The organism is Pseudomonas sp. S3_B11, assembly GCF_054667715.1.
In genome coordinates, this window is sequence record NZ_CP162749.1 from 2,315,933 (window position 1) to 2,340,178 (window position 24,246).

Here is a 24,246-nt window from a genome sequence, read left to right on the forward strand (position 1 = left end):
TCGAATGCTCAATCGACCCCAAGGAAGGAGGTCCATCATGTCCACTCAAGATACCCATGTCGATTTTATCCAGGCCAGGTTGCCCACCTGGCTGAAACGCGCGTCACGGGCCGACCAGGAGCGTTTCAAGGTCCTTGCCCAGCAACTGCAGCGTGACAGTGATGCGCTCAATGCACTGCTTGTCGACCTGCCGGCGCCGGAGACCTTCACGCGCAACTTGCTGCAAGCCCAGCCGGAAATACAGGCCTGGCCAGCGGTGAATGGCACCGGCGGTGCTGCCGATGCCATACGCCGGGCAAGGGTCAGGCGCGGCGCCTTCCGCTATGAGCCCTCGCTGTCAGTGGTGGAAGCGGCCATGCGCAATTACGCGCCCACCGAGGCGGTCACCGGCAGCGATTTCGACAACACGGGCCAGCTGTTCATTCAGGGAAAACCGCAAGAGTTCCGCCCATGGAACGTGCCGTCGGATACCGTCTTATTACCCACGACCCCGGCTGAATTCGCCCGCCTGTGTCGGCGCATGGATGCCGGTGGCGCCTACCGCACGGTGCTTGAACGGCGGTTGCCGCGCATCGGCGCCGAGGTGCCTGCCGTTGCCAGCGCCTACATGGCGTACGCACGCAGCCTGCTCACCCATGACGCCTACGAGGCAAAGTTGGACGGGCGCCTCGATGAAGCCGGTGAGCGCCTGCTGGCCTACGCCGGCATTCAACTCCAAGCCCGGTCCATTGCGCCTCTGGCCTGCGAGGTCAAGTCGCTGGAGTTGCTGTCCGTGCCGCTGTTCGGTGCGCGGGTGTATTGGGGCGTGCAAGGGGACGCCAGAGGTGTGCGCCCGATCGTTCTGCACATGCCCCATGATGCGGTGGCACCGCTCAAGCAATTCACCAGTTTGCAGGCCATGTCTGCGGAGTTGACCGAGCGGGTACGTAGACGCAGCTATCGAGAAAGCCTGATGCGCTACCTGCCGCTGCGTTTGCAGGCCTGGCTGGGGACGGCCCTGCATGATCAAGTGGAGTGGCGGCTGGAGACTCACCCAAATGTGCTACAGGAAATCCATGCCCGTATCACGGGGTGGCGCGAGGGCGAACGGGGCGAGGACGGCAGCCGCATTCGGATACCCCTGCCCAAGGTGGCCTGGGGCTTGAGTGATTTGCGTGAGCCACCTTGGCCAGCCGGCTATCACGAATGGCGTGGCCATGCCTTGGCCAACGCCGCGGCGCTGATGGTCCCGACCCGGGACCAGGACTGGCAGGCGCTGCAGGCTCGCTTCGCGTATTGGGAAAGCCTTGTCGAGCGCACGCTCATGCTCGCGGCGACCTTCTTCCCGTTCTGCGCGCCCCTCGGCATGACGGCGGCAGCGGTCGGGGGCGTGCGGCTGGTGTATGAAATCTTCGAAGGTATCCAGGCCTTCAACGAAGGTCACGCCCAGGAAGGCATCGAACATATCTTCAACGTGTTGTTCGGCGTTGCTCAAGGTGCCTACCTGGGTTTCGTCGGTGGGACGGTGGAACCCATGCCCGTGAGTGACGGCACCACGCGCCTGTGGAATGGCGATGTCAGGCCTTTTGAAGCGAGACACTTGCCGCCTGTGGAAGCGGAGCAGGACGCCTGGGGTGTCTGGCGCACGCCAAACGAGGCGTGGGTGCGAATCGAGGACCGCTACTTCCAAGTCCAAGGCACGGGCGATGCCTTGGACCTGCGCCTGCCTGCGGGACATAAAGGCGTGCGCCCACCCCTGGAGTGGAGTCGTGCCCGTGGCTGGCGATGGGCGCATCGCAACCCCTTGCAACGGGGCCGCCTGGAGCTGTTGCGCAACTTCGCCGAGACGCCGGCCGAGCTGGACGACAGGACGATCCTCGTTATGCAGCGACAGGTCGGCATCAGCGACGCGCATCTGCGCTACTTGCAAGTAGAGGGGCAGCCGATGCCGGCGATACTCGCCAATACCCTGGACGAGGTCAGGTGTTGGCAGCAGGTGCGGTACACCATTGAACGGTTGCTGCGTAATGAAACGCCGCAAAGCGGGCACTTTCGCATCGTCCAGACGATTGTGGAGTTGCCGGGTTGGCCAAGCGACCTGACGTTGCGCTACCACGACGGCGTGGCCCTTCATCCCATTGGTGACCTGGCCGACACGCGCTCGCTCTATCTGCGCAAAGCGGACCTGGAACACGACGCGTGGGCCGAGCGTGTCCTGGCCGGCCTGAGCACGGCTGAACAGACCTCGCTGCTGGGCCAAGGCAGTCTCGGCTTGCCGCCCGTGGAGCGCAGTCGGCTGTTGGCCGGGCACTGGGCCAGGCATCTGCAGCGCAATACACGGCGGGTGATCGACGCCATGCTCCGTACCATCGGGCTAGATTCCCTGGCCGTCCCGCTGGTCCGGGCTTTTCCGGGCTTGCCGCAATCCATGGCCAACGAGCTTGCCAGCCAGGCTATCGGCCAGGACCGCGTGCGCCTGACTGAGGGCCGGGTGGGAGAAGACTTGGGCAGTCAATGCGCCGAAGCCCTGCGCGAGCTGCGCCTGAGCCGTGCCTTGCGTGCCCTGGAACGCGGTGAGAGCAGCGTTGATCGGGATCGCATCATCATGGGGCTGGTGGGTAGCGCTCCCCAATTGCAAGGCCGGGTGCGCCTGCGCCTGTTTCTGCGCGAGCTTGCGAATCCGCTGGAGGTGGGGGAAACCGGGCCGTTGAAAATCATCCGCCAGGAAGGCGAACAGTACCGCTCCTTTGACGAAGAGGGGCATGAACTGGCCGATGCCCTGGATCTGGAAGCGGCGTTGCTCAGAGCGCTGCCGGACGACGCTCGCCGGGCGCTTGGCTTGAACATCTGGCAGGGCGACACCCTGCGGACCTGGTTGCTCGCACAAGCCCTTGACGATCGGCCAGGCCTGCGTCCCTATTTGCTGATAAAACCCTTGGGCACCCGTGGCGCCCGTCCGCAATGGCTGAACGGGCGCTTGGGTTATCCGTTCAGCGGGCGTGGACGGCTTCCCTTGCAGGTTTGGAGTGGAAGCCTGGAAGCGCGTCTTGAGCGACTCTATCCAAGCTATGCCGGGAGTGAACTGGCGCGGCTTCAAGAGACCCTGGCCAGACAAGCCAGTCGCCAGCGCCTGAGCCTGGAGAACCTGGTCGCCCAACTGGAAAACCAATGGACCGCACTGGATCATGAGCTGCGTCAGTGGGAGGTCCATGAGGGCGCTCATCATCCGGCCGAGAACAGCCTCGACACCGAGACACGGCTCTCGCTGCGCCGGGCCGTAGCCGCGGAAATTCGCCGCGCCTGGCGACGCGCACCGGATCCAGGTCAAGAGGGCAGTGAGCTGGCATTGCGGCTGGTGGGGTACAACATCGGTCGTCTGCCGCCGATCAGCACGAGTTTTGAACATATAGAAGAGTTGTTTCTGGTGAACATGGGCCTGAGCGAGGACCCTTCGACGTTCCTGCGGCTGTTCCCCAACATGGACACGCTGCACCTGCAAGGCAACAACCTCACCGCGGTGCCCATGGCCGCGGGCGAGCTGCCCGGGCTGATAGAGCTGTCACTGAGCAACAATCCGCTCATGATGGACGAGGATGTCTTTGCGCCCCTGCTCGGTGCCGGTTCTGCGCTTCATTTACGGACGCTGCACCTGTCTGGAATCAGCAGCGGCGGGGAGGCGGGGGCCAGTGCAGCCATGGTCGCCGCTATCGATCGCCTGGACGGATTGATCTCCCTGCGTGAGCTGGTATGGGCTGACAACTTGCATTTCACCCGCCAGGAGCTGCAGGCCATCACCGCGTTACCCGGGTTGCGTACATTGGACCTGGCGCGCTGTGGTCTGCGCCTGGATCAGCAGGGCAGTGCGTTCCTGCGCACGGCCGTCGGCCTGGAGGAACTGCGCCTGAGCGGTAACAACTGCCGGGACCTGCCGGATTTGTCGGAGCTTGTGAACCTGCAGGAACTGGAGCTTTCCAGTACCGGGCTTGATCGAGTGCCGGCACTGGTTTTGACGGTGTTATCGAGACCTTCATCCGACATGCTCATTCTCGACCTCAGGGAAAACCGTATCGCCAACATCCAGGATGACCTACTGCCTGCCCTGGTCCAGTGGCCGAGGGAAGATCCCGTTGGGCTGTGGCTGGAGGATAATCCGTTGCCAAGCGCACAAATCCAGGCCCTTCGCGCAATGGTGCCCGAGGCTTTTCGCTACACCATCGACGATTGGCTGTATATCTCCCCCAGCCTTCAGCGGGCCTTGGAAGTTGCCCGCGATAACGCCGGAAACCGACGGTTCATCGATTGGTTCTCCGGCGCTATGCAGGAAGCCGATGCCCGTTCGTCTCTCGGGCTGAGCTTTGGCGATCGCCAGAGGGCGGCGGCTATTTTGCAGCACTATATCGGCTACCAGAACGCTCATGCGCCCTTGCCGGACTTGATCGCGGATTTCGATCAGCAACTGGGGCAACTGCGCGTGCGGCTGCAAGCGCGCAGTCTGGACCGGCAACAGCCAGACCTTGCTGAGCTGGAACTGCATTTCACGATGTTCGAAGCACTCCAGCGTGCTCGCCTCGAACGGCAGGGCGTACCTTTTGGAGGCTTCCTTATCGAGCACTACGCCTTTTGGAACCACATGCTGGCGGAGCGTTATCCGAACATCGAGCTGCGCCAGGCGCATATGACGCGGGCGGCGTTCATCGACTGGCTCTGCGACGCGCAGGACACTTTCAACAACAATGATCAATCCCCCCGTACCGGAGAAATGACCTGGCGTCCCTACCTGGGGTTGATGTCTCGCGACTGGTCCGAAGGGTTGGCGGTCTGGGAAACGGTCGATGACGATTTGGTGGACGCGTTCAGTGAACCGGTGAATCCATCCCGTTGGCCCCGGGGGCTGCTGGATAACCTGGCGCGCCCGGATGCCGACCTGCCCAGCCCACTGGAGTCCCTCACGCAGGGCGACCGCACCGTCTGGCGCCGCGCAGGGCTCGAGGCTGTCGCGGATGTGAATTGGACTGCGGGCCAGCCGGTGACGCTCACCGAAGATCAGTTGCGACGTACCATGGCGATCTATCGCTCGCTCAAGAGCCGGGAGGTCGAGGCGCTGGTGCGTCGGATAACGACTGAGCTGGTCAGCGCCTGGTGGACGTCGGGAACGTTGTAGGAGCTGCCGGAGGCTGCGATCTTTTGATCTTTCGCTTGGGACTCAGGTGTCTGGGGAAAGATCGCAGCCTCGTTTCACTCGACAGCTCCTACACAGCTCCTACACAGGTGCTGTGGGCCTGGTGGCGTCGCAGGTCAGTGGCCAGGCGTCGTCTTGAAGACCAGGGCCTTGAGGCCACACTCCAGATCGATGTCGGGAAATTCCGGCGGATTTTCCAGGCGTTTCTCGAAGACCAGCCCCGGCGCTTGCTGGGTAACGCCGTCGATGAGGAAATCCGCGCCGGTGGCCGGGTCGTTGCTGCAGGCCAGGACTGTGCCGTGGGCCGTCAGCAGTTCCGGCAGGCGGCGCAATACCCGTTGATAGTCCTTGGTCAGCAGGAAGCTGCCTTTCTGGAAGGTCGGCGGATCGATGATCACCAGGTCGTACGGGCCACTGTTGATCACCTTGCCCCAGGACTTGAACAAGTCGTGGCCGAGGAAACTCACCTGGCTCAGGTCGTGGCCGTTCAGTCGATGGTTGTCGCGACCTCGGCTCAGGGCCGCACGGGACATGTCCAGATTGACCACATGCCGGGCGCCGCCGGCGATGGCCGCCACCGAGAAGCCACAGGTGTAGGCGAACAGGTTCAGTACCCGTTTGCCCTCGGCGTTGGCCCGGACCCAGTCGCGGCCATAGCGCATGTCGAGGAACAGGCCGTTGTTCTGCTTCTTGCCCAGGTCGATCCGGTAACGCAGGCCACCTTCGGTCAGGGTCCATTCGTCAATGGGCTCGCCCACCAGCCATTGGGTGAGGCTTTGCGGCAGGTAGCGGTGCTGTACCGCCAGCGTATGGGCCTTGCTGTGTTGCCAGGCCGGCGACGCAGTGAGCGCCAGCAGTGTCGCGATCAAATCGTCCAGGTACGTGGGTTCCGGCTCCTTGAACAGCGAGACCAGCACCACCCCTTGCAACCAGTCGACAGTGATTTGCTCCAGGCCCGGCCAGCAGCGACCGCGGCCATGGAACAGGCGCCGGGTTTCTTCTGGCGTTGACTCCAGGGCTGTCAGCAAATGGGCGTGAAGGGTTTGAAGGGCTACGCAATTCATTCAGGCAACGCCAGGGATTTGAAAGGCCGGCATTTTAACCGCAGGCTACCCCGGCGCAATCCCTGCCACCTTAACTGCCACTGCTGCCAAGAATGCTGGCAACCTGTTGCGGCTGGCAGTTGAGGTACGCCGAACGCTTGAGCCAACTGGGGTCCGGGTACCAGGAAAACATGAATTGACCGCCCTTGAGCTTGTCGATCACCTGGCGCGCTACCTGGGGACGTACGGCAGGGCAGCCCTGGCTGCGCCCGATGCGTCCCTGGCGCACGCTCCACAAAGGGTTCACGTAATCGGCGGCATGGATCACGATTGCCCGATCACGGGCCTGGTCATTGAAACCGGGCTCCAAGCCGTCCATGCGCAGCGAATAGCCGTGGGTGCCCTGGTAGCTTTCCTGGGTGCGAAACAGACCCAGGCTGGATTGGTAGCTGCCCAGGCGATTGGAGAATTGCGTCGCGAAGTTTTCCCCGGATTTTTGCCCGTGGGCCACCAGGTCGCGCAATACCAACTTCTGCTGACGCAGGTCGAAGATCCACAGGCGACGGGCCGTGGAGGGTTGCGAGTAGTCGATGACCGCCAGGTGGCGGGCTTGGCTGGCGCCATTGGCGACTGCGCATTGCATGGCGCTCAAGGCACTTTTGAGCGCCAGGGGATTGAGTTCCGGCGCTGCGTGGGCGAGGCTGTTGTAGAGCGTTTGCGAATTCGTCTTCTTTTTCGGCCAGTACCGGGCTGCAAATCACGCCCAGGCCCAGCATGACCAGACAGAATCGGCGCAAAAAGCCCTGTACAGGCGAAGCGTTTCCAGCGTGGTGTTCGTTCGCGGCATCCCGTCCGATTTCGTTTGTTTGCATGATGGCGGGTCGTACCTGTCGCAAAATTCACCGTCAGCGAGACGGCCATGGAGTGGAGTAAAGCAGTTGTTCAAAAAGTCCGCATGTTACCTGAGCCTTTTATTGCTCACTGCGCCATTGGTCGCGACAGCCGAAGACAGCGATCCGGCGCTCGTGCAGACGACACTGGCGCAATTGGCGGTCGCGTGTCCAAAAGTAGCGGCAAGTGTCGACTTTCAGGCGTTGCTCGACTTGCAGGCGTTCTATCAGCAAAACGCAGGCCAGGAAGCCTGGGCGGACGACGAACGACGGATGGCGTTGCAGGTCCAGTTGCAACAACTGGCCGACGACGGCCTGGATCCAACCCGCTATAACCTACCGGCCCAGGGGGCAGACCAGGGTGCTCATTGTGTCGACATCGCCATCAGCCAACGCTACCTGCAAGCCTTGCATGACCTGCGTTTCGGCTATTTGCCCCAAGAGCGTCTGGAACCGGTATGGAAGGCCAACCCGCCGCCACAGGATCACCAGGCCGTGGTTCTGGCCATCGCAGGGGTAGGCCTGCAGAACGTCGCCAGTGCCTTTGAACAGGCCCGGCCGAACCTTGACCTTTATCGCAACCTGCGCGGGCTTTATGCCCGGCTGCGGCAACAGCCTTTATCCGACTGGCAACCCGTGCCCGGCGGGCCGCTGCTGCAACCGGACAAGCAGGACGCCCGCGTACCCGCCCTGGCCCAGCGACTGTTCAACGAAGGTTACTTGAGTACACCACCGTTGGTGACAGACGAGCACTACAGTCCCACGCTGGTGGAGGCGATGAAGAGCTTCCAGCTCCAGCATTCGCTGCAGGCCGATGGGGTGGTGGGGCCGTGGACCGTGACCGAGCTGAACATCAGCCCGGCCATGCGTCGCGAGCAGTTGCGCATCAATCTGGAGCGCATGCGCTGGCTCGCCCAGGACGTGGAGAACGACAGCGTCCTGGTCAACGTGGCGGCGGCCCAGTTGACGGTTTATCGAGGCGGCGAGCCAATCTGGCAAACCCGCACCCAGGTGGGCCGTGCGCAACGGCAGACACCGTTGCTCAAGTCCCACGTCACCCGACTGACGCTCAACCCGACCTGGACCATCCCCCCCACCATCATGCGCGAAGACAAACTGCCTGAGATCCGCCGTGATCCGGAGTTTCTCGCCCGTCATAACTTGCGGATTCTCGACAGTGAAGGCCTGCCGTTGCTGGCAGAGGATATCGACTGGGAGCACCCGGGCAACCTCATGCTGCGCCAGGATCCAGGTCCGAAGAATCCGTTGGGCAAAATGGCGATCCGCTTTCCCAATCCGTTCTCGGTGTATCTGCATGACACCCCGAGCCAGGCGCTGTTCAGCAAAGGTCCGCGAGCCTTCAGTTCAGGCTGCGTGCGGATCGAGCAAGTGATGCACTTGCGTGACTTGCTGGTAAGCCCGGCCGAACGCGCTCGTACCGATACGCTGCTGGCCAGCGAGACGACCCATGAATTCCGGTTGGCCCGGCCCGTGCCGATCCTGCTGGGGTACTGGACAGCACAAGCGGACAGCCAGGGCCAGCCGTTGTACATCCCGGATATCTATGCTCGTGACGCGACATTGTCTGCTGCCCAGGGGCGGGCATTCTGAGGTCAAGCGCAGGCGGTGGCGGCGTGTGTGGTCTCGTCGAGCGTCGTGAACAGCCGCTGGCCGATAACGCTAGCGGCCTGCAAATGCTGGTGCGGATCGGCGGTTTCCGATTCGAGCAAACGTTGGGAACTCACCACGCGGGCGCCGCAGTAATCGAAAATGCCATGGTCGATCTGCGTGGTCATCGCCTCGCCATAGCCGTGGCGCTGGAAGCTATCGGCATCGGCGCCACCGACCGCCACCAGGTGCACCCGCAAGTGCTGCAGTTGTTGGACAAACGGCTTGTCGAGGCTGAAATCGAATGCCCAGCCGTTGGAAAACACCCGGTCGATCCAGCCCTTGAGCAGCGCCGGCATGGACCACCAGTAAATCGGATAGACCAGCACCAACGTATCGGCACGATCGATCCTGGCTTGTTCGGCCAGCACATCCGCGGGCGGCGAGGCTTCGCGGTGGTGGACGGCATGGTCGGCAAAGCTGAAGCGCGGATCGAAGCCTTCGGCGGCCAGGTCGGCGATCTCGAATGTATCGGCGGGGTTGGCGCGGGTGATGCCCTCGGCGATTTTTCCGGCCAGGCTGTGGGTGAGGGAACGAGGGTCGTGGTGAGCCACAACGATCAATGCATGCATGGCGAAACTCCTTCTGGTCACGCAGTCTGGAAGACAGGTATGCTGGGTTAAGTTACGGTTAGTAAGTTACGATTGGTAAAGTTAGCATGTCAAGCACTGATGAAAATCCGCAGTCTTCACCTCGTCGTCGTTTATCCCGGCATGACCGGCAGCGACAATTGCTGGATGTCGCCTGGCGACTGGTGCGCGAGGAGGGCAGCGACGCCCTGACGCTGGCGCGGCTGGCAGATCAGGCGGGGGTGACCAAGCCCATCGTCTACGACCACTTCATCACCCGGTCCGGGTTACTGGCGGCGCTGTACCAGGATTTCGACGCCCGCCAGACTGCGTTGATGGACGCGGCCCTGGACGCCAGCGACGCGACCCTGCAAAGCCGGGCGGCGGTGATTGCTACTTCCTACGTCGAGTGCGTGCTGTTGCAGGGCCGAGAGATTCCCGGGGTGATCGCGGCATTGACCAGCTCGCCGGAGCTGGAACGTATCAAGCGCGAATACGAGGGAATTTTCCTCGACAAGTGCCGCGCCGTGCTGGAGCCGTTCGCCGGCACTAAGGGCATCACCCAGGCCGGTTTGCGGGCGATGCTGGGGGCTGCGGAGGCGCTGTCCAATGCCGCTGCCACTGGGGAAATCAGCGCTGGCGAGGCGAAGGAAGAGCTGCTGGTCAGTATCGTTGCAATGGTGAACAGGACCGTCGACACCCCTTCAAGCTGAACTACCGCTATCGCGAGCAAGCTCGCTCCCACAGGAAATTTGTACCGCCCCCAACCCCACGACCACCACTTACCCCTGTGGGAGCGAGCTTGCTCGCGATGACGGCGGCATATTCAGCCTCTTTGCCAACTGACCGACTGATATCGAGAGCAAGCTCCTCTTGAGGGCAGGCTGCACTTTTATGAAGCCGCAGGCGGGGTGATCGCACCATCGCAAGGCAGTTGGCGGTGCTTGCGCAGCGGTGGCGGGCGCCGTTCGGCTTGCAGTGACTGAATCCGCGTCTTCGCGGGCAGGCCCGCTCTCACAGGGGATTAGCGGTGCATGCGCGACCGTGAATAGGGGCTGGACGAGGTTTGGCACGCTCGCTGCAAGAGGCTATCCAGGCCCACCGCGAATACAGTCGAGTGGGCAACCCCGTCGGTCAACGAAGATCGAGTGCCAGCAGGCCGGGGGACAACGGTAGGTCGGGGCGCAGTCGCCGGGCCGATACCGCACAGAACAGGCAAAGACGCCTGGAACCGCAAGGTTTCAGGCGTCTTTTTTTTGCTTTCAAAATCGTGATGGGCTTTTGCCGGGTGCTTTTTATGAATTCCAACGTTGCTTCTCTGAACAAGCTGCAAACGCTGATCGTGATCGGCAATGGCATGGTCGGCCATCACTGCGTCGAGCAACTGATCGAGCGCGGTGCCCTCAATCATTACCGTGTGCATGTGTTCAGCGAAGAGCCGATGCGTGCCTACGACCGTGTGCACCTGTCCGAATACTTCACGGGCCGCGATGCCGAGTCCCTGGCCCTTGGCGAAGCGTCGTTGTACCAGACCCCCGGCGTCACGTTGCACCTGGGTGTGCCGGTGCTGGAAATCGACCGTGACGCGCATCAGGTGGTGACCGCCCATGATCGCCTTCACTACGACAAACTGGTGCTCGCCACCGGTTCCTACCCGTTCGTGCCACCGATTGAAGGCGCCGAAGGCGATTCGTGCCTGGTCTATCGCACCCTGGAGGACTTGGACGCGATCCGCGCCGCCGCCAGCAATGCCCGTCGTGGCGTGGTGGTCGGTGGTGGCCTGCTGGGCCTGGAAGCGGCCAACGCCCTCAAGACCCTGGGCCTGGAAGCCCACGTGGTGGAATTCGCCCCCCGACTGATGCCGGTGCAATTGGATCCCCAGGGCGGCTTGGCCCTCAAGGCCCGTATCGAGAAGCTGGGCGTCGGCGTGCACCTGTCCAAGGGCACCCAGTCCATCAGCGTCGGTGAGCAATACCGTTATCGGATGAACTTCGGCGACGACGATTTCCTGGAAACCGACCTCATCGTGTTTTCCGCCGGCATTCGTGCCCAGGACGCCTTGGCTCGCCAAAGCGACCTGCAGATCGGTCCGCGCGGTGGCGTGGTGATCGACGATCATTGCCAGAGCAGCGACCCGGACATCTACGCCATCGGCGAATGCGCGGCCTGGAACGGCAGCATTTTCGGCCTGGTCGCCCCGGGCTACCAGATGGCCCGCAACGTCGCGGCCCGGCTGTGCGGCGAAAGCGCGGAAGCCTTCACCGGGGCCGACATGTCGACCAAGCTCAAGTTGCTGGGTGTGGACGTTGGCTCCATCGGCGATGCCCATGGCAACACCCCGGGGTCGCGCAGCTTCCAATTCATCGACGAAACCAGCGCCAGCTACCGGCGACTGGTGGTGGCCGCCGACGGCAAGCGCGTGATCGGCGCGGTGCTGGTGGGCGATAACAGCTACTACGACACCTTGCTGCAATACATGCAGAACGGCATCGCCTTGCCCAAGGACGCTGCCAGCCTGATCCTGCCGTCGTCCGAAGGCGCCCCGACCCTGGGCCCTGCGGCGCTGCCCGAAACCGCCACCATCTGCTCGTGCCACAATGTCACCAAGGGCTCGATCTGCTCGGCCATCGACGGTGGCTGCACTGATCTGGGCCAGCTCAAATGTGACACCAAGGCCGGTACCGGGTGTGGTGGTTGTGCGGCCCTGGTCAAGCAAGTGTTCGAGCATGAGTTGACTGCCCGCGGCGTCAGCGTCGACAAGAGCCTGTGCGAACATTTCGCCTACACCCGCCAGGAGTTGTATGCGCTGGTGCGGGTGGAAGGCATCATCAGTTTCGACGAACTGCTGGCCAAGCACGGTCGTGGCCACACCGGCTGCGACCTGTGCAAGCCGGCGGTGGGCTCGATCCTGGCGTCGTGCTGGAACCAGCCGATCATGGACCCGTCTCTGGTGCCGTTGCAGGACACCAACGACACCTTCATGGCGAACATGCAGAAAAACGGCACCTACTCGGTGGTACCGCGTATCGCCGGTGGGGAAATCACCGCCGACAAGCTGATCGCCATCGGCGTGGTCGCCAAGAAATACGACCTCTACACCAAGATCACTGGCGGCCAGCGCATCGACCTGTTCGGCGCCCAGTTGCACCAGTTGCCGGACATCTGGGCCGAGCTGATCGAAGCCGGTTTCGAAACCGGGCATGCCTACGGCAAATCCACGCGCACGGTGAAATCCTGCGTGGGCAGCACCTGGTGCCGCTACGGCGTGCAGGACAGCGTGCAGATGGCCCTGACCATCGAGGATCGCTACAAAGGCCTGCGCTCGCCGCACAAGCTCAAGTTCGCGGTGTCCGGTTGCACCCGCGAGTGCGCCGAGGCCCAGAGCAAGGACGTCGGCGTGATCGCCACCGAGAAGGGCTGGAACCTCTACGTGGCTGGCAACGGCGGCATGCGCCCGCGTCACGCCGAGCTGTTCGCAACCGACCTGGATGATGCCACGCTGATCCGCTACATCGACCGCTTCCTGATGTTCTACATCCGTACTGCCGACAAGCTGCAACGGACCTCGGTCTGGCGCGAAAGCCTGGAAGGCGGCCTGGACTACCTCAAGGACGTGATCATCCACGACAGCCTGGGCCTGGGCGCCGAGCTCGAAGCGCAGATGCAACTGGTGGTCGACCGCTACGAATGCGAATGGGCCAATGCCCTCAAGGATCCGGAAAAACTCAAGCGTTTCCGCACCTTCGTCAACGACGGGCGCGGCGATCCGGATGTTCACTTCGTCAGGGAGCGCGGCCAGCGTCGGCCGGTCCACGCCCACGAACTCCACCTGATTCCCGTTACCGAGGAGGTGCTCTGATGAGCCAGTCAAACGTTGTTCGTATTCCTGTCCGTGATGTCGCTCAAGAACCCTTGCAATGGCGTGCCCTGTGCAGCCGCGAGGACCTGGTGCCCAACTCGGGTGTGGTCGCCTGGCACGACGGCAGCCAAGTGGCGTTGCTGTACCTGCCCGAGCATCAGGACAAGCCGCTGTACGCCATCGACAATCGCGACCCCAAGTCGGGTGCGAATGTTATCGGCCGCGGTTTGTTGGGCAGCATAAAGGGTGACCTGGTGATTGCCTCGCCGATGTACAAGCAGCATTTCCGCCTGGAAGACGGCCACTGCCTGGAGTACCCGGAGCAAAGCCTGCGGGTATGGCCGGTGCGGCTCAATGGCGATGTGGTGGAGATTGGCGAAGACTGACCAGCTTACCCATTTGTGGCGAGGGGATGGTTTAGCTCGAATTATTGTTTGATTCGCAACCTGGGGATTAGTAATGAAAACCGCCGCCCAACTGGTAAGACTCAAGAGCGTGCAAAACCAGCAGGTCCACAGCATCGCACCGGAGCAGACGGTGCTCGAAGCGCTGCAGATCATGGCCGAAAAAAATGTCGGCGCGCTGCCGGTGATCGAGGACGGCCAGGTGGTGGGTGTGTTCAGCGAGCGGGACTACGCGCGCAAGATGGTGCTCAAGGGGCGCTCATCGGTGGGGACGACGGTGCGCACCATCATGAGCGCGCCAGTGGTCACCGCCGACAGCCAGCAGAGCATCGACCGCTGCATGGAAGTCATGACCGACAGCCACTTGCGGCACCTGCCAGTGCTGGATAACGGGCAGTTGATCGGCCTGCTGTCCATTGGTGACCTGGTGAAAGAGGCGATTGTCGAGCAGGCGGATTTGATCCGGCAGTTGGAGCATTACATCCGCGGGCACTGAGCCCGCAGGGAATTTATCTGTGGGAGCAAGGCTTGCTCCCACAGTTCAGCCCAACATCAGCAATTGCCGGATCAGATTCGGCGTGCTGCCGGTCCAGCGCTTGAATGAGCGCCGAAAGTTCGCCGTATCGTTGAAGCGCAAGTACTGCGCCACTTCCTCGTTGCTGAAGCCCTTGACCTGATACAAATACAACGCCACATGGGTGTGTACCCGGTCCACCTGTTGCTGGAACCCGGTGTGGTGCTTGTGCAACTTGCGCTTGAGGGTTGCCGGGCTCATGGCGAAGGCCTGGGCGGTCTGCTCCAGGCTGGGCGTCTGCTGCACATGAGTGTGCAGGTAGTCATAGATACAATCCAGGAAGCTTGAAGCGAAACCCAGTTGATCGAGCTGTTCCCGGGCTTCGATCCGCGCCACCTGGCCGGCGGTGGCGGAAACGTTGGGCCAGGGCTTGGCGAGGCAGTGGCGGGGCAGGCGCATCAGGTCCAGGGGGCGGTCGAACTGGGTGTGCTCACCCAGATGCACCCAATATTGCTCGATGTAGCGCGGTTCGCTGTGGCGAAAGCTGCACTGCCAGGGCAGGCGTTCGCCGCTGAGCCAGGCGCTCATCGCCACCATCGAGGTCATGCTCGCCTCCAGTACGAAGCGCCATTGTTCATCGGCGCCGCAGCTGTCCAGCCAATGGACATAGGCATAGTGCTCGTCCAACAGCAGCCTCGGGGCGGCCAGCGGGCTGAGAAGCGCCTGTTGGTCGATCAGGGTCTGCAGGGCCTGATGCAGATTCTGCGCGTGGCGCAAGGCGTGGCTCGCAGGCCCGTAGTGGCCCGGCAACAGCCGCTGGCCAAACAGGAAACTACTGTCGCTGGCATCCAGCAGGCGCCGGCTATTGTCGATCAGGCCGAGGAACTGCTGCGGGCTGATACGGCTCTGTCCGGCGAGGATATCGTCGTGAAACAACCCGGTGCCGCGCAGCAGGCGATGGCTGTCGATGTCCCGCGACAGCGCCAGGTCGATCAGCGCGGCAGGCTGATAGTGCCCCGGAATGAAGCGGCTGTCGGTTTCGTACCAGCACGTCTTGAGCGTCATGCGCTTTTCGCCAATGTGGTCCGGGACTGGGCCAGCGCCAGGTTCAGGCGTTTGAGCAAGGCCTCGGGGGATTCGTCGAACGCCATGACCACCGCCGTGCTGGCGACCAATTGTAACCGTTCGCTGTGTTGCCGGGTCTTGTGGGCCAGGCTGCGCACCGCAATTTCCAGTTCCAGGGCCAGGCGCCGGGCCTGGCTCTCGCCGGTGTCGGGCAGCAGCACCACGAAGCGATCGCCGGCCAGGCGGCAGAGCAGATCCTGGCGTCGCAGGTTCAATACCAGCAACTGGCTGACGGCCTGGAGCACCGCATCGCCTTCGCCGTGGCCGAAACGCTGGTTGATGGCCGTGAAGTTGTCCAGGTCCAGGGCCAGCAACGACAAGGGTTGCTGGCGGCGTCGACTGTCTTCCAGGCTGGCGGACAGTTCGTGCTTGAGAAAGTCGGCGCCGCCCAACGGCGTGAGTTTGTCGAACAGGCGATGCTCGCGGAACAGCCGCTCACGTTTTTCCATCTGCCCGTTGATCGCCAGTTGCTCCCGGTGCCAGTGATAGATGCCGAGGGTCAGCAGGATCATGCCCACCGGCATCGGCCCGGATTCGAGCCAGTGGTCCCAGGTGATGCTGTCGGGCAGGCGGATGAATTCATCAAGGCTGTCGATCCACCAGGAAAAGAAGATGCAGCCCAGGCCCAGGATCAGGTAGTTGGTGACCCGTCCGGCCGGGCGGCTTTTCAGCACCAACCCCAGCCAGACCAGCGCCAGCAGCGCCGAGCCACCTTCGCCGAGGATGTCCAGCCAGACCCATTCGGCGACGGGTTTGAGTTCGCCGCTGGCCAAGTGCAGGATCAACCCGAGGTTGGCCGCCAGCAGGAGCAGGGCGAGTTTGAGGCGGTGCGGGCGCAGCACGGAGAACATGGCCGGAATCCTTTGCCAGAAGCGGAATGCGACCCAGCACAGCAGATGGATGTGACAGTGCGGTGACGGCGGGGGATGGGGTGGGGGAGGTCGAATCAGCTCATCCTTAGTTTGAACTTTTCATGCATGACATCGCCACCTATCTCATTGTGGCAAGGGGATTTTGTGGGAGCAAAGCTTGCTCGCGATGAAGACGACGCGGTTTTTCAGGGAATCGAGGCGCCTGCATCGCGAGCAAGCTTTGCTCCCACAGCGGTGCGACGTTTCGCCAAATTCCTTCGCCCTTCAGATTCCCTGAACCTGTAAAACAGGTCATTTCAGCTCATTCCGGTTCTCCAGCCCCCCTAAATCAGCCGATTGCAGCCCCTCCAGCCAAACCCTGTCACAGAACCGTCATTCCCCACCCCTAGCGTGCCCTCCCAGTTGCCGGGCCATTGCCTGGCGGATTTCCGGATTCCTGGGGAGGACCACCATGTATCACCGCACAAGCACTGCCGGGCTCGTCGGTTTCACGTTCACCGCATTGGCGATGGCCATTGCCAGTGAGCGACTGAGCGCCGCCGAGCAGGCGGCCACTGAACACGTTGAAGTGGTCGGCCAGGCGGCCAGTATCGATCAGGCCCTCAAGGAACAGCGCAGCGCCGACAGCATCAAGAGCGTGGTGCATGCAGACGGCGTGGCGCAGTTGCCGGATGAAAACGTCGCCGAAGCGGTGCAGCGCCTGCCCGGTGTCAGCGTCGAGCGCGACCAGGGCGAAGGCCGGTTTGTCAGCGTGCGCGGCCTGGGACCGGACCTCAACAGCGTGACCATCAACGGTACGCTGGTGCCAGCCCCGGAGAGCGAACGCCGGGCCGTTGCCCTGGATGTGCTGCCTTCGGAGCTGGTGCAATCGTTGTCGGTGATCAAGACCCTGACGCCGGACATGGACGCCAATTCCCTGGGCGGTACGGTGGACGTCAAAAGCCTCTCGGCCTTCGACCACAAGGGCCTGTTCTACACCGGCAGCAGCGAAGCCAGCTATGACAAGAACACCAGTCAGACCAGCCCGAAATTCTCCGGCGCCATCAGTGATCGTTTCAGCCTCGGCGACGGCATCGACAATTTCGGCGTGGCTGCGGCGCTGAGCTGGCAGAAGCGTGACTTCGGTTCGGACAATGTCGAAACCGGCGGCGCCTGGGATTTCGAGCAAGGCTCGCGCCTCGAAGAGTTCGAACAGCGCGACTACGACATCCGTCGCGAGCGTGCCGGTGGCGGGTTGAACTTCGACTACAAGCCCGATGACTTCAGCAGCTATTACCTGCGCACGCTGTACAGCCGCTACAAGGACAGTGAAACCCGCAACGCCGCCAGCATTGCCTTCGAAGACCCGCAAGCCGCCGGTGAACTGGGGGATGCCGAGGGCAAGCGCAAACTCAAGCAACGTGAAGAAACCCAGGAAATCCAATCCTACGTGCTCGGTGGCGAACGCATGTTCGGGCTCTGGACCCTGAGTGGCCAGGGCGGTTATAGCCAATCCAGCGAAGACAGCCCCGGCCACATCGCCGGCGCCACTTTCGAAGGCATCGACGGTTTCAACGGCGGCTTCTACGACAGCGACAAACCGCGGCCGATCATCGGCTCGGGGTTCTACGATCCGGCCAACTTCAGCCTCGACAAGGTGGATTGGGAAGAACAGAAGACCACCGACACCGAGAAAAACCTGCGCCTGGACCTGGCCCGGGACTATGACCTGCGTGGCTATGCGTCCCAGGTCAAGTTCGGTGGCAAAGTCAGCCGACGTAACAAGGACAACGACCTCAATGCCTGGGTCTACAAGGATTTCGACGACTTGGGGTTTACCGACGAGCAGTTGAACCTTGGGCAGTTCCAGAAAGGCAACGTGGACTATCGCCTCGGCCGCTTCGGCCCGGGCATCAGCGCCGACGCGATCAAGCAGTTGCTCGGCGGTCTGAATCGCGATGAGTTTTTTGACGAGCAGGAGTCGCGAGTCAACGACTTCAAGATGAGCGAGGACATCAACGCCGGATACCTGATGAACACCGTCGATATCGATGACTGGCGCTTCATCGCCGGCATGCGCTACGAAGGCACCGAGTTCGAAGCCAAGGGCACCGGCGCCACCGACGGCGTATTCACCGACACCGAGACCCGCCGCAAGTATCACCACTGGTTGCCGGGCCTGCACGCGCGCTATCAGCTGGACAAGAACACCCAGGTGCGTGCGGCCTGGACCAAATCCGTGGTGCGTCCGACCTTCGGGCAATTGGCGCCGGGTTTTGTCATCGACGATGACGAGGCGACGTTCGGCAACCCGGAGCTCAAGCCGCTGGAATCGAGCAACCTGGACCTGGGCATCGAGCACTTCATGGGGCACGCCGGCACGGTCTCGGCCTTCGTGTTCTACAAGGACATCAAGAACTTCGTCTACAACACCGATCTGGCCGGCACCGGTGCCTGGACCGATTTTTCAGAAGCCCACAGCTACGCCAACGGCGACAGCGCCAAGCTGTATGGCCTGGAATTGGCCTATTCACAAAAATTCGACTGGCTGCCGGCACCTTGGAACGGCCTGCTGCTCGGCGCCAACACCACCTTCAGTCGTTCGGACGCCGAGATCGAAGGCTTCGACCAAGCCAGTGGTACCCAGCGCAAGCGCAGCATCGACTTGCCGAACCAGTCGGACACGGTCGGCAACCTGATGTTGGGTTGGGAAAACGACAAGCTGAGCCTACGTCTGTCGGCCAACTACAAGTCCGCGTACCTGTTCGAGCTGGCGTCCATCAGCGACCGCGACCATGACCTGCACGTCGACGCCCAGACCTTCGTCGACTTCAGCGCGCGTTATTCGCTGACCAAAAACCTGCAAGTGAGCCTGGAAGCCCAGAACCTCACCGACGAGCCGTATTTCGTCTACACCGGCCACCGCTCCTACAACGGCCAGTACGAAGAGTACGGCCCGACCTACAAGCTGGGGCTGACCTTTACCCATTTCTGAATCGCGTGCCTGATCACTTTTGGCAAGGGGACTTTGCTCCCACAGATGAGTTCCCTGGCCATAGAAGTGAGCAACAAGCCCGTTTGAGCCTGACTGAACGACAAGGATTTTCCCGTTGAACACGATGTTTTTCTTACCCAAGCGCTACCTGTTGGCGATGGCGATCAGCCTGGCATCAGCCGCCACCCTGGCGGCTGACCCAGCGCCCAAGCTAAAGCTGCAACCCTGGTCTCAAGCCGAGCAACTGTCGATCAACGCCCTGGCATTCCTGCCCGGCCCTTCGACGACCGAGCGACTGGCCAGTGCCCGCGAAGGTTTGTTCTTGCTCGATGCCCAAGGTCGCGAACTGACGCGCCTGGAGGGCACCTTTGAAGGTGTCGATAGCCGTGCCCAAGGCGCGAACGTGTTGGTCGCCAGCCTCGACAGCACGCGTCAGCAAGCCCTGGTGGTCAGCCTCGACCCACAAAACCGTCAGTGGGGCGTGCCGTTGTACCTGCCCACGCGGGATTTCCCGGTCAACGGCCTGTGCCTGTATCGCGACGAGGCGAGCAACCTGTTTGTGTTCCTGGTCGGCGAGGAGGGCAAGGGCGAGCAATGGCTGGTAGGCAATGGCGAGCGCCTGAGCGACAGCGCGCAACGGGTGCGCGGCTTGCCATTGCCGCCGGACGCCAAGACCTGCCAGGTGCAGGACAGCGCCAATCAATTGTTCGTCAACGAGGAGCGGGTGGGTTGGTGGGCCTATCCGGCATCCTCAGAGGCCGAGACCGTGCGGGTACCCGTGGCGATGCGTGCGCCGTTTGGCGACCTCCAGCAAAGCGCCGGGGCCATGGCCGTGCTGCCGGGCGGCCTGTTTGGGCTGGACCCGGAAGCGGCGCAACTGCATGTGTACCAGCAACAGGACGAGGGTTGGAGCGCCAAAGCCAACCTGCCGTTGGCGGGCCTGAAGGAACCGGAAAATCTCGCGGCGCGGTTGACGAAAAATGGCATTGAAGTGCTGCTGCGCGACGATGACAACGGACACCTGTACCAAGGCGAAATCAGCTGGAAACCCACGCCAGCGCCTTTGCCGCCGGTACTGCCCACTGTGGCTGCCATCGTCCAGAGCGAACCGGTGGCCCGCCAGGGCGATGCCGCCGATGACCCGGCGATCTGGGTGCATCCGACGACGCCCGGGCTGAGCCGGGTGCTGGGCACCAACAAGAAGCAAGGCCTGCTGGCCTATGACCTGCAAGGCAAGTTGCTGCAGGAACTGGCGGTCGGGCGCCTGAATAACGTCGATGTGCGGGCGAACTTCAAGCTGGGCACGCAAACCGTCGATCTGGCCGTGGCCAGCAACCGAGATCGCAACAGCTTGAGCCTGTTCAGCATCGACCGCACCAGCGGCGAGTTGCGCGAAGCCGGTGAGATTGCGACGTCATTGAAAGAAATCTACGGCATCTGCCTGTTCCAGCCTGCTGAAGGCGAACTGTATGCCTTCGCCAACGGCAAGGACGGGCGCTTCGTGCAGTACCGCCTGAGCGCGCCGGACGGCGTGGTGAAAGGCCAGTTGGTGCGCCAGTTCAGCGTCGACAGCCAGCCTGAAGGTTGTGTCGCCGATGAGCAGCGCCAACGCTTGTTTCTCGGTGAAGAGGACGTCGGCGTCTGGGCAGTGGATGCCCGGGCCGACCAACCGGCGACCTTGAATAGCGTGATCAAGGTTGGCCCATCGTTGCACGCTGACGTCGAGGGCATGGCCTTGTACCAGGCCAACGGCCGCGACTACCTGGTGATCTCCAGCCAGGGCAACGACAGCTACCTGGTGCTCGATGCACAGCCTCCCTATGCCGTGCGCGGCGCCTTCCGGGTCGGTCTGAACGCGGCCGCGGGCATCGATGGCGCGTCGCAAACCGATGGCCTGGAGGTGACCTCGGTGAACCTCGGCGGGCCTTGGAGCCAGGGCATGCTGGTGGTCCAGGACGGCCGCAAGCGCATGCCCGAGCAGACCCAGAACTTCAAGTTCGTGCCCTGGGCCGACGTGGCGAAAGCGCTGCGCCTGCCTTGAGCGACGCTGTCATCAACCGGTCACGAACATTTCATCGAATAACCGCCAGACAGGAGTTTCAACCATGCAAGCCACTCTGGAACACATGACGATCTGGGGCCTGATCAGTGACGCGAGTCTGCTGGTCAAGGCGGTCATGCTCACGTTGCTGCTGGCCTCGCTATTGAGCTGGTATTTGATCATCCAGCGCAGCGCCGTACTGCAACGCAACGAACGCCAGCTCAACGGTTTCATGCAGCGCTTTCGCGGCACCCAGGATCTGCTACCCCTGTATCGGGAACACGCACAGGTCCGCGAAGACGACGGTGGTGTCACGCCGATTTTCCAGGCGGGTGTGCTGGCCTTCACTCAGCTCAACCAACCTTCAAGCACGCCGCAAGTGGTGCTTGAAGGTGTCGAGCGCGCGCTGCAAGTGGCGATCAGCGAACAGGAAATACAGCTGGAAAAAGGCCTGCAGTTTCTCGCCACCGTCGGTTCGGTCAGCCCTTACATCGGTTTGTTCGGCACCGTCTGGGGGATCATGAATGCCTTTATCGGCCTGTCCCAAGTGCAACAGGCCAGCCTTTCCACTGTGGCGCCGGGCATTGCCGAAGCGTTGATCGCCACGGCCATCGGCCTGTTCGCGGCAATCCCGGCGGTCATTGCCTATAACCGTTTTGCCGCTCGCGGCCAGACCCTGCTGACCCGGTACTACGCCTTTGGCAACGAGCTGCAGGCGCGTCTGCACCGCAAGCTGCACGGTGCCCCGGTGAACCTGGCCTCGGCCGCTTGAAAGGAGAGGGCAGATGCTCGTCAAGCCACAACGCAAGCACGGTCCCAAGGCCGAAATGAACGTGGTGCCGTACATCGACGTGATGTTGGTGCTGCTGGTGATTTTCATGGTCACCGCACCGATGCTGACCCAGGGGGTGAAGATCGAACTGCCCAAGGTCGCCAGCGAAGCACTGGCCAACGACCGTCGCCAGCAAATCCTCACCCTGTCGGTCAAGGCCGAGGGCGGTTACTACTGGAACCTGGGCGGTGAGCTGGACACCCACCACCAGACCGACAGCGCCGTGGACCTGGAGCAGATGCGCGCCAAGGTGGCGCAGGTCGTCGCCGAGCGCAGCGATACCCAGGTGTACATCCGTGCCGACGCGCATGCCGATTACGGTCGGGTCGTTGCAGCCATGGCCGCGTTGCAACAGGGCGGCGTGAGCAACCTGGGGCTGGTGACCGAGGCGCCGCAATGACGGCGATGATCATGGACAGTCCCTCCTTGAGCGTACCTGCGCTGGGCCGTCGCTTTTGGAAAAACAGCCTGGCGGCGGGGCTCGCCGTGGCCCTGCACGCGGGTGTGGTGGCGTTGTTGGTGCTGGGGTGGAGCGTGGAGAAGCCAGCCGCCGAGACGCCCAGGGTGTTGCACACGCAACTGGTGATGCTGCCGCCAGCGCCCGAAGCCCTTGTCCCGGTTCCTGTCGCGCCTGTTGCACCGCCATCGGTCGAGCCGACCTCGGCGCCGGTAGAAGCGCCGCGTCCCGCGCCCACCCAGCCGGTTGTCGACCCGCGTGTCCAGGCGCAGAAACTGGAACAGGCGGCCCTGGCCCGCAAACGGGTCGAGGAGCAAAAGCGCGAGCAACAGGCCCAACAGCAGCGTGAACGCCAGGAAAGCGAACGACGCAGGCAAGACGCCGAGCAGCAGGCCGCCGAACAACAGCGGCAGGTCCGGCAGGCACAAGCACTCGCCGAACAACGCCAAGCCGAGCAGGCGCGCCAGGCCGCCGCCGACAGCCGCAGCTACCAACCGCTGAGCAAGCAAGCCCCGGACTATCCGCAACGCGCCCTGGACAAGGGCCTGGAAGGCGATTGCACCGTGGAATACAGCGTGACGCCGGACGGGCGGATCGATAACCCCAAGGTGCTCGACGGTTGCCACCCATTGTTCATCCGACCGTCCCTGGCCGCTGCCCAGACGTTTCGTTATCAGCCGCGAATCATCGATGGCAAGGCAGTGACGGTGCCGGCAGTGCGCAATACTTTTCACTACCGGATCAAATGAGAACATGCCCACAGTAGTCAGTGTCGATCGTTCCCACGCTCTGCGTGGGAATGCCGCCAGGGACGCTCCGCGTTCCGCTTCTGGATGTGACGCAGAGCGTCACGGGATGCATTCCCACGCAGAGCGTGGGAACGATCAGCCACGATCAGCCAGCCGAAAGGTTTTACTTGCGGTAATGACTCGGCGCCACGCCCACTTCACGGCGGAAGATCTGGGAGAAATGGCTGGCGCTGCCATAGCCAACCTCCAGGCCGATATCGATGATGCTGCGCTCGGTTTCCAGCAGCAGTTGCCGGGCCCGGGCCATTCTCAGCTGGATGAAGTACTGCGAAGGTGAACGCCCGGTGGCGCGCTTGAACAAGCGGCTGAAGTGGTATTCGCTCATGCCGATGGCCTGGGCCAGGTCACCGAGGCTGAAGGGGGCGGCCAGGTGTTGTTCCATCAACTGGATCACCCGCTTGAGCTTGAAAGCGGGCAGGGCGTTACGTCCGGACATGTCGTCGGCATTGGCATCCCGGTAATGCCGCGCCAGGTGCACCGCCACACATTGCGCCACGCCCTGGATCAGCAAGGCACTGGTTTCACCGCGCCGGGTCAATTCCTCCCGAATCTGTTCGAGCAAGGCTGAAAGTGCTTCATCCCGCCCGCCAGAGACTTCCCGCAGCTGGATCGCGCGGCTGCCACCGGTTTCGGCAATGGCGCGCTCCAATAACGCCAACCCCAGGTACAGATGCATGACCACGAATGGCTCGCGGCTGGTCACTTGCCAGCGCATTTCATAAGGAACCGGGGATGTGGTCAGGAAAAAATCACCGGCGACCACGGTATTCGTTTCCCACACCTCGTTGGCAATACGCTCCTCGACGATGGCTTCCCCGGACAACACCCAGACAAGCAGCGGTTCGGCCACTGCCGGCACGACGATGTGTGCTTCGCTGCGCTCACGGACAAAGATTTCGACCAGGATATCCTTGGCCGATACGCCGTCGGACGTCGCCAGGCGCTCGCCGCGAATGTGTGCCTGCAGGCCGGTTGCCGATGTTCGTTCAGTGACTTTCATGCATCGAATGCCTTGATGGAACGGCCGCCAG

At 62.5% G+C, this 24,246-nt stretch carries 16 protein-coding genes and 1 pseudogene; 11 read left to right on the forward strand and 6 right to left on the reverse strand.

The genetic code is table 11. From position 1 onward, the window contains the following. Positions 1–37 precede the first annotated feature (37 nt). On the forward strand, positions 38–5,140 hold the full coding sequence (locus tag AB4O22_RS10670; RefSeq protein WP_460096286.1) for a dermonecrotic toxin domain-containing protein: 5,103 nt from the start codon (positions 38–40) through the stop codon (positions 5,138–5,140). 134 nt (positions 5,141–5,274) lie between these two features. On the opposite strand, the gene AB4O22_RS10675 is transcribed toward AB4O22_RS10670, so the two are convergent. Both AB4O22_RS10675 and AB4O22_RS10680 read right to left on the reverse strand, forming a co-directional pair. After that, positions 5,275–6,222 carry a class I SAM-dependent methyltransferase gene (locus AB4O22_RS10675; protein WP_460096287.1) on the reverse strand — a complete coding sequence of 316 codons (948 nt, stop codon included), beginning with the start codon at positions 6,220–6,222 and terminating at the stop codon, positions 5,275–5,277. Positions 6,223–6,292: 70 nt separating this feature from the next. After that, positions 6,293–6,977 (reverse strand): annotated as a pseudogene (locus AB4O22_RS10680) (murein L,D-transpeptidase catalytic domain family protein). Between the two features lie 162 nt (positions 6,978–7,139). Between AB4O22_RS10680 and AB4O22_RS10685 the strand changes: the two are divergent. Then, a complete protein-coding gene (locus tag AB4O22_RS10685; RefSeq protein WP_460096288.1) occupies positions 7,140–8,702 on the forward strand; it encodes a L,D-transpeptidase family protein in 1,563 nt (520 codons plus the stop codon). Positions 8,703–8,704: 2 nt separating this feature from the next. On the opposite strand, the gene AB4O22_RS10690 is transcribed toward AB4O22_RS10685, so the two are convergent. Beyond that, a complete protein-coding gene (locus tag AB4O22_RS10690; protein WP_013693418.1) occupies positions 8,705–9,331 on the reverse strand; it encodes an NAD(P)H-dependent oxidoreductase in 627 nt (208 codons plus the stop codon). 86 nt (positions 9,332–9,417) lie between these two features. Here AB4O22_RS10690 and AB4O22_RS10695 point away from each other — a divergent pair, with 86 nt between their 5' ends. The 4 genes from AB4O22_RS10695 to AB4O22_RS10710 all read left to right on the forward strand — a co-directional run bounded on the left by AB4O22_RS10695 (position 9,418) and on the right by AB4O22_RS10710 (position 14,087). Continuing rightward, positions 9,418–10,041 carry a TetR/AcrR family transcriptional regulator gene (locus AB4O22_RS10695; protein ID WP_460096289.1) on the forward strand — a complete coding sequence of 208 codons (624 nt, stop codon included), beginning with the start codon at positions 9,418–9,420 and terminating at the stop codon, positions 10,039–10,041. A gap of 584 nt (positions 10,042–10,625) precedes the next feature. Further along, the gene (gene nirB / locus AB4O22_RS10700; protein WP_460096290.1) at positions 10,626–13,187 is read left to right on the forward strand and encodes a nitrite reductase large subunit NirB; all 2,562 of its coding nucleotides are present in this window, start codon (positions 10,626–10,628) and stop codon (positions 13,185–13,187) included. Further along, a complete protein-coding gene (gene nirD, locus AB4O22_RS10705) occupies positions 13,187–13,573 on the forward strand; it encodes a nitrite reductase small subunit NirD (protein WP_003202074.1) in 387 nt (128 codons plus the stop codon). The genes nirB and nirD overlap by 1 nt, the downstream gene beginning before the upstream one ends. Positions 13,574–13,646: 73 nt before the next feature. Then, a complete protein-coding gene (locus AB4O22_RS10710; protein ID WP_003202071.1) occupies positions 13,647–14,087 on the forward strand; it encodes a CBS domain-containing protein in 441 nt (146 codons plus the stop codon). 45 nt (positions 14,088–14,132) lie between these two features. On the opposite strand, the gene AB4O22_RS10715 is transcribed toward AB4O22_RS10710, so the two are convergent. Next, positions 14,133–15,170, reverse strand: a complete 1,038-nt coding sequence (locus tag AB4O22_RS10715; protein ID WP_013693416.1) for an AraC family transcriptional regulator — start codon at positions 15,168–15,170, stop codon at positions 14,133–14,135. Beyond that, positions 15,167–16,081, reverse strand: coding sequence for a GGDEF domain-containing protein (locus tag AB4O22_RS10720; protein WP_003202067.1), 915 nt, complete (start codon positions 16,079–16,081; stop codon positions 15,167–15,169). Before AB4O22_RS10720 ends, AB4O22_RS10715 begins: the two co-directional genes overlap by 4 nt. A gap of 472 nt (positions 16,082–16,553) precedes the next feature. Between AB4O22_RS10720 and AB4O22_RS10725 the strand changes: the two genes are divergently transcribed. From AB4O22_RS10725 to AB4O22_RS10745, 5 genes are all read left to right on the forward strand, one after another. Next, entirely contained in the window at positions 16,554–19,076 is a 2,523-nt protein-coding gene (locus tag AB4O22_RS10725) for a TonB-dependent receptor (protein WP_003202065.1), read from the forward strand. A 124-nt stretch (positions 19,077–19,200) separates the two neighbouring features. Further along, positions 19,201–21,117 carry a phytase gene (locus tag AB4O22_RS10730; protein ID WP_460097810.1) on the forward strand — a complete coding sequence of 639 codons (1,917 nt, stop codon included), beginning with the start codon at positions 19,201–19,203 and terminating at the stop codon, positions 21,115–21,117. A gap of 64 nt (positions 21,118–21,181) precedes the next feature. Then, positions 21,182–21,889 (forward strand): protein TolQ, encoded by a 708-nt coding sequence (tolQ, locus tag AB4O22_RS10735; RefSeq protein ID WP_003202062.1) that lies wholly within the window; start codon positions 21,182–21,184, stop codon positions 21,887–21,889. A gap of 13 nt (positions 21,890–21,902) precedes the next feature. Further along, positions 21,903–22,349 carry a protein TolR gene (tolR, locus tag AB4O22_RS10740; protein ID WP_003202060.1) on the forward strand — a complete coding sequence of 149 codons (447 nt, stop codon included), beginning with the start codon at positions 21,903–21,905 and terminating at the stop codon, positions 22,347–22,349. Next, positions 22,346–23,155 (forward strand): energy transducer TonB, encoded by an 810-nt coding sequence (locus AB4O22_RS10745; protein WP_003202058.1) that lies wholly within the window; start codon positions 22,346–22,348, stop codon positions 23,153–23,155. Before tolR ends, AB4O22_RS10745 begins: the two co-directional genes overlap by 4 nt. Positions 23,156–23,318: 163 nt before the next feature. On the opposite strand, the gene AB4O22_RS10750 is transcribed toward AB4O22_RS10745, so the two are convergent. Then, positions 23,319–24,215: a helix-turn-helix domain-containing protein gene (locus AB4O22_RS10750; RefSeq protein ID WP_460096291.1), complete on the reverse strand. Its 897-nt coding sequence runs from the start codon at positions 24,213–24,215 to the stop codon at positions 23,319–23,321. Between the last annotated feature and the right edge of the window lie 31 nt (positions 24,216–24,246).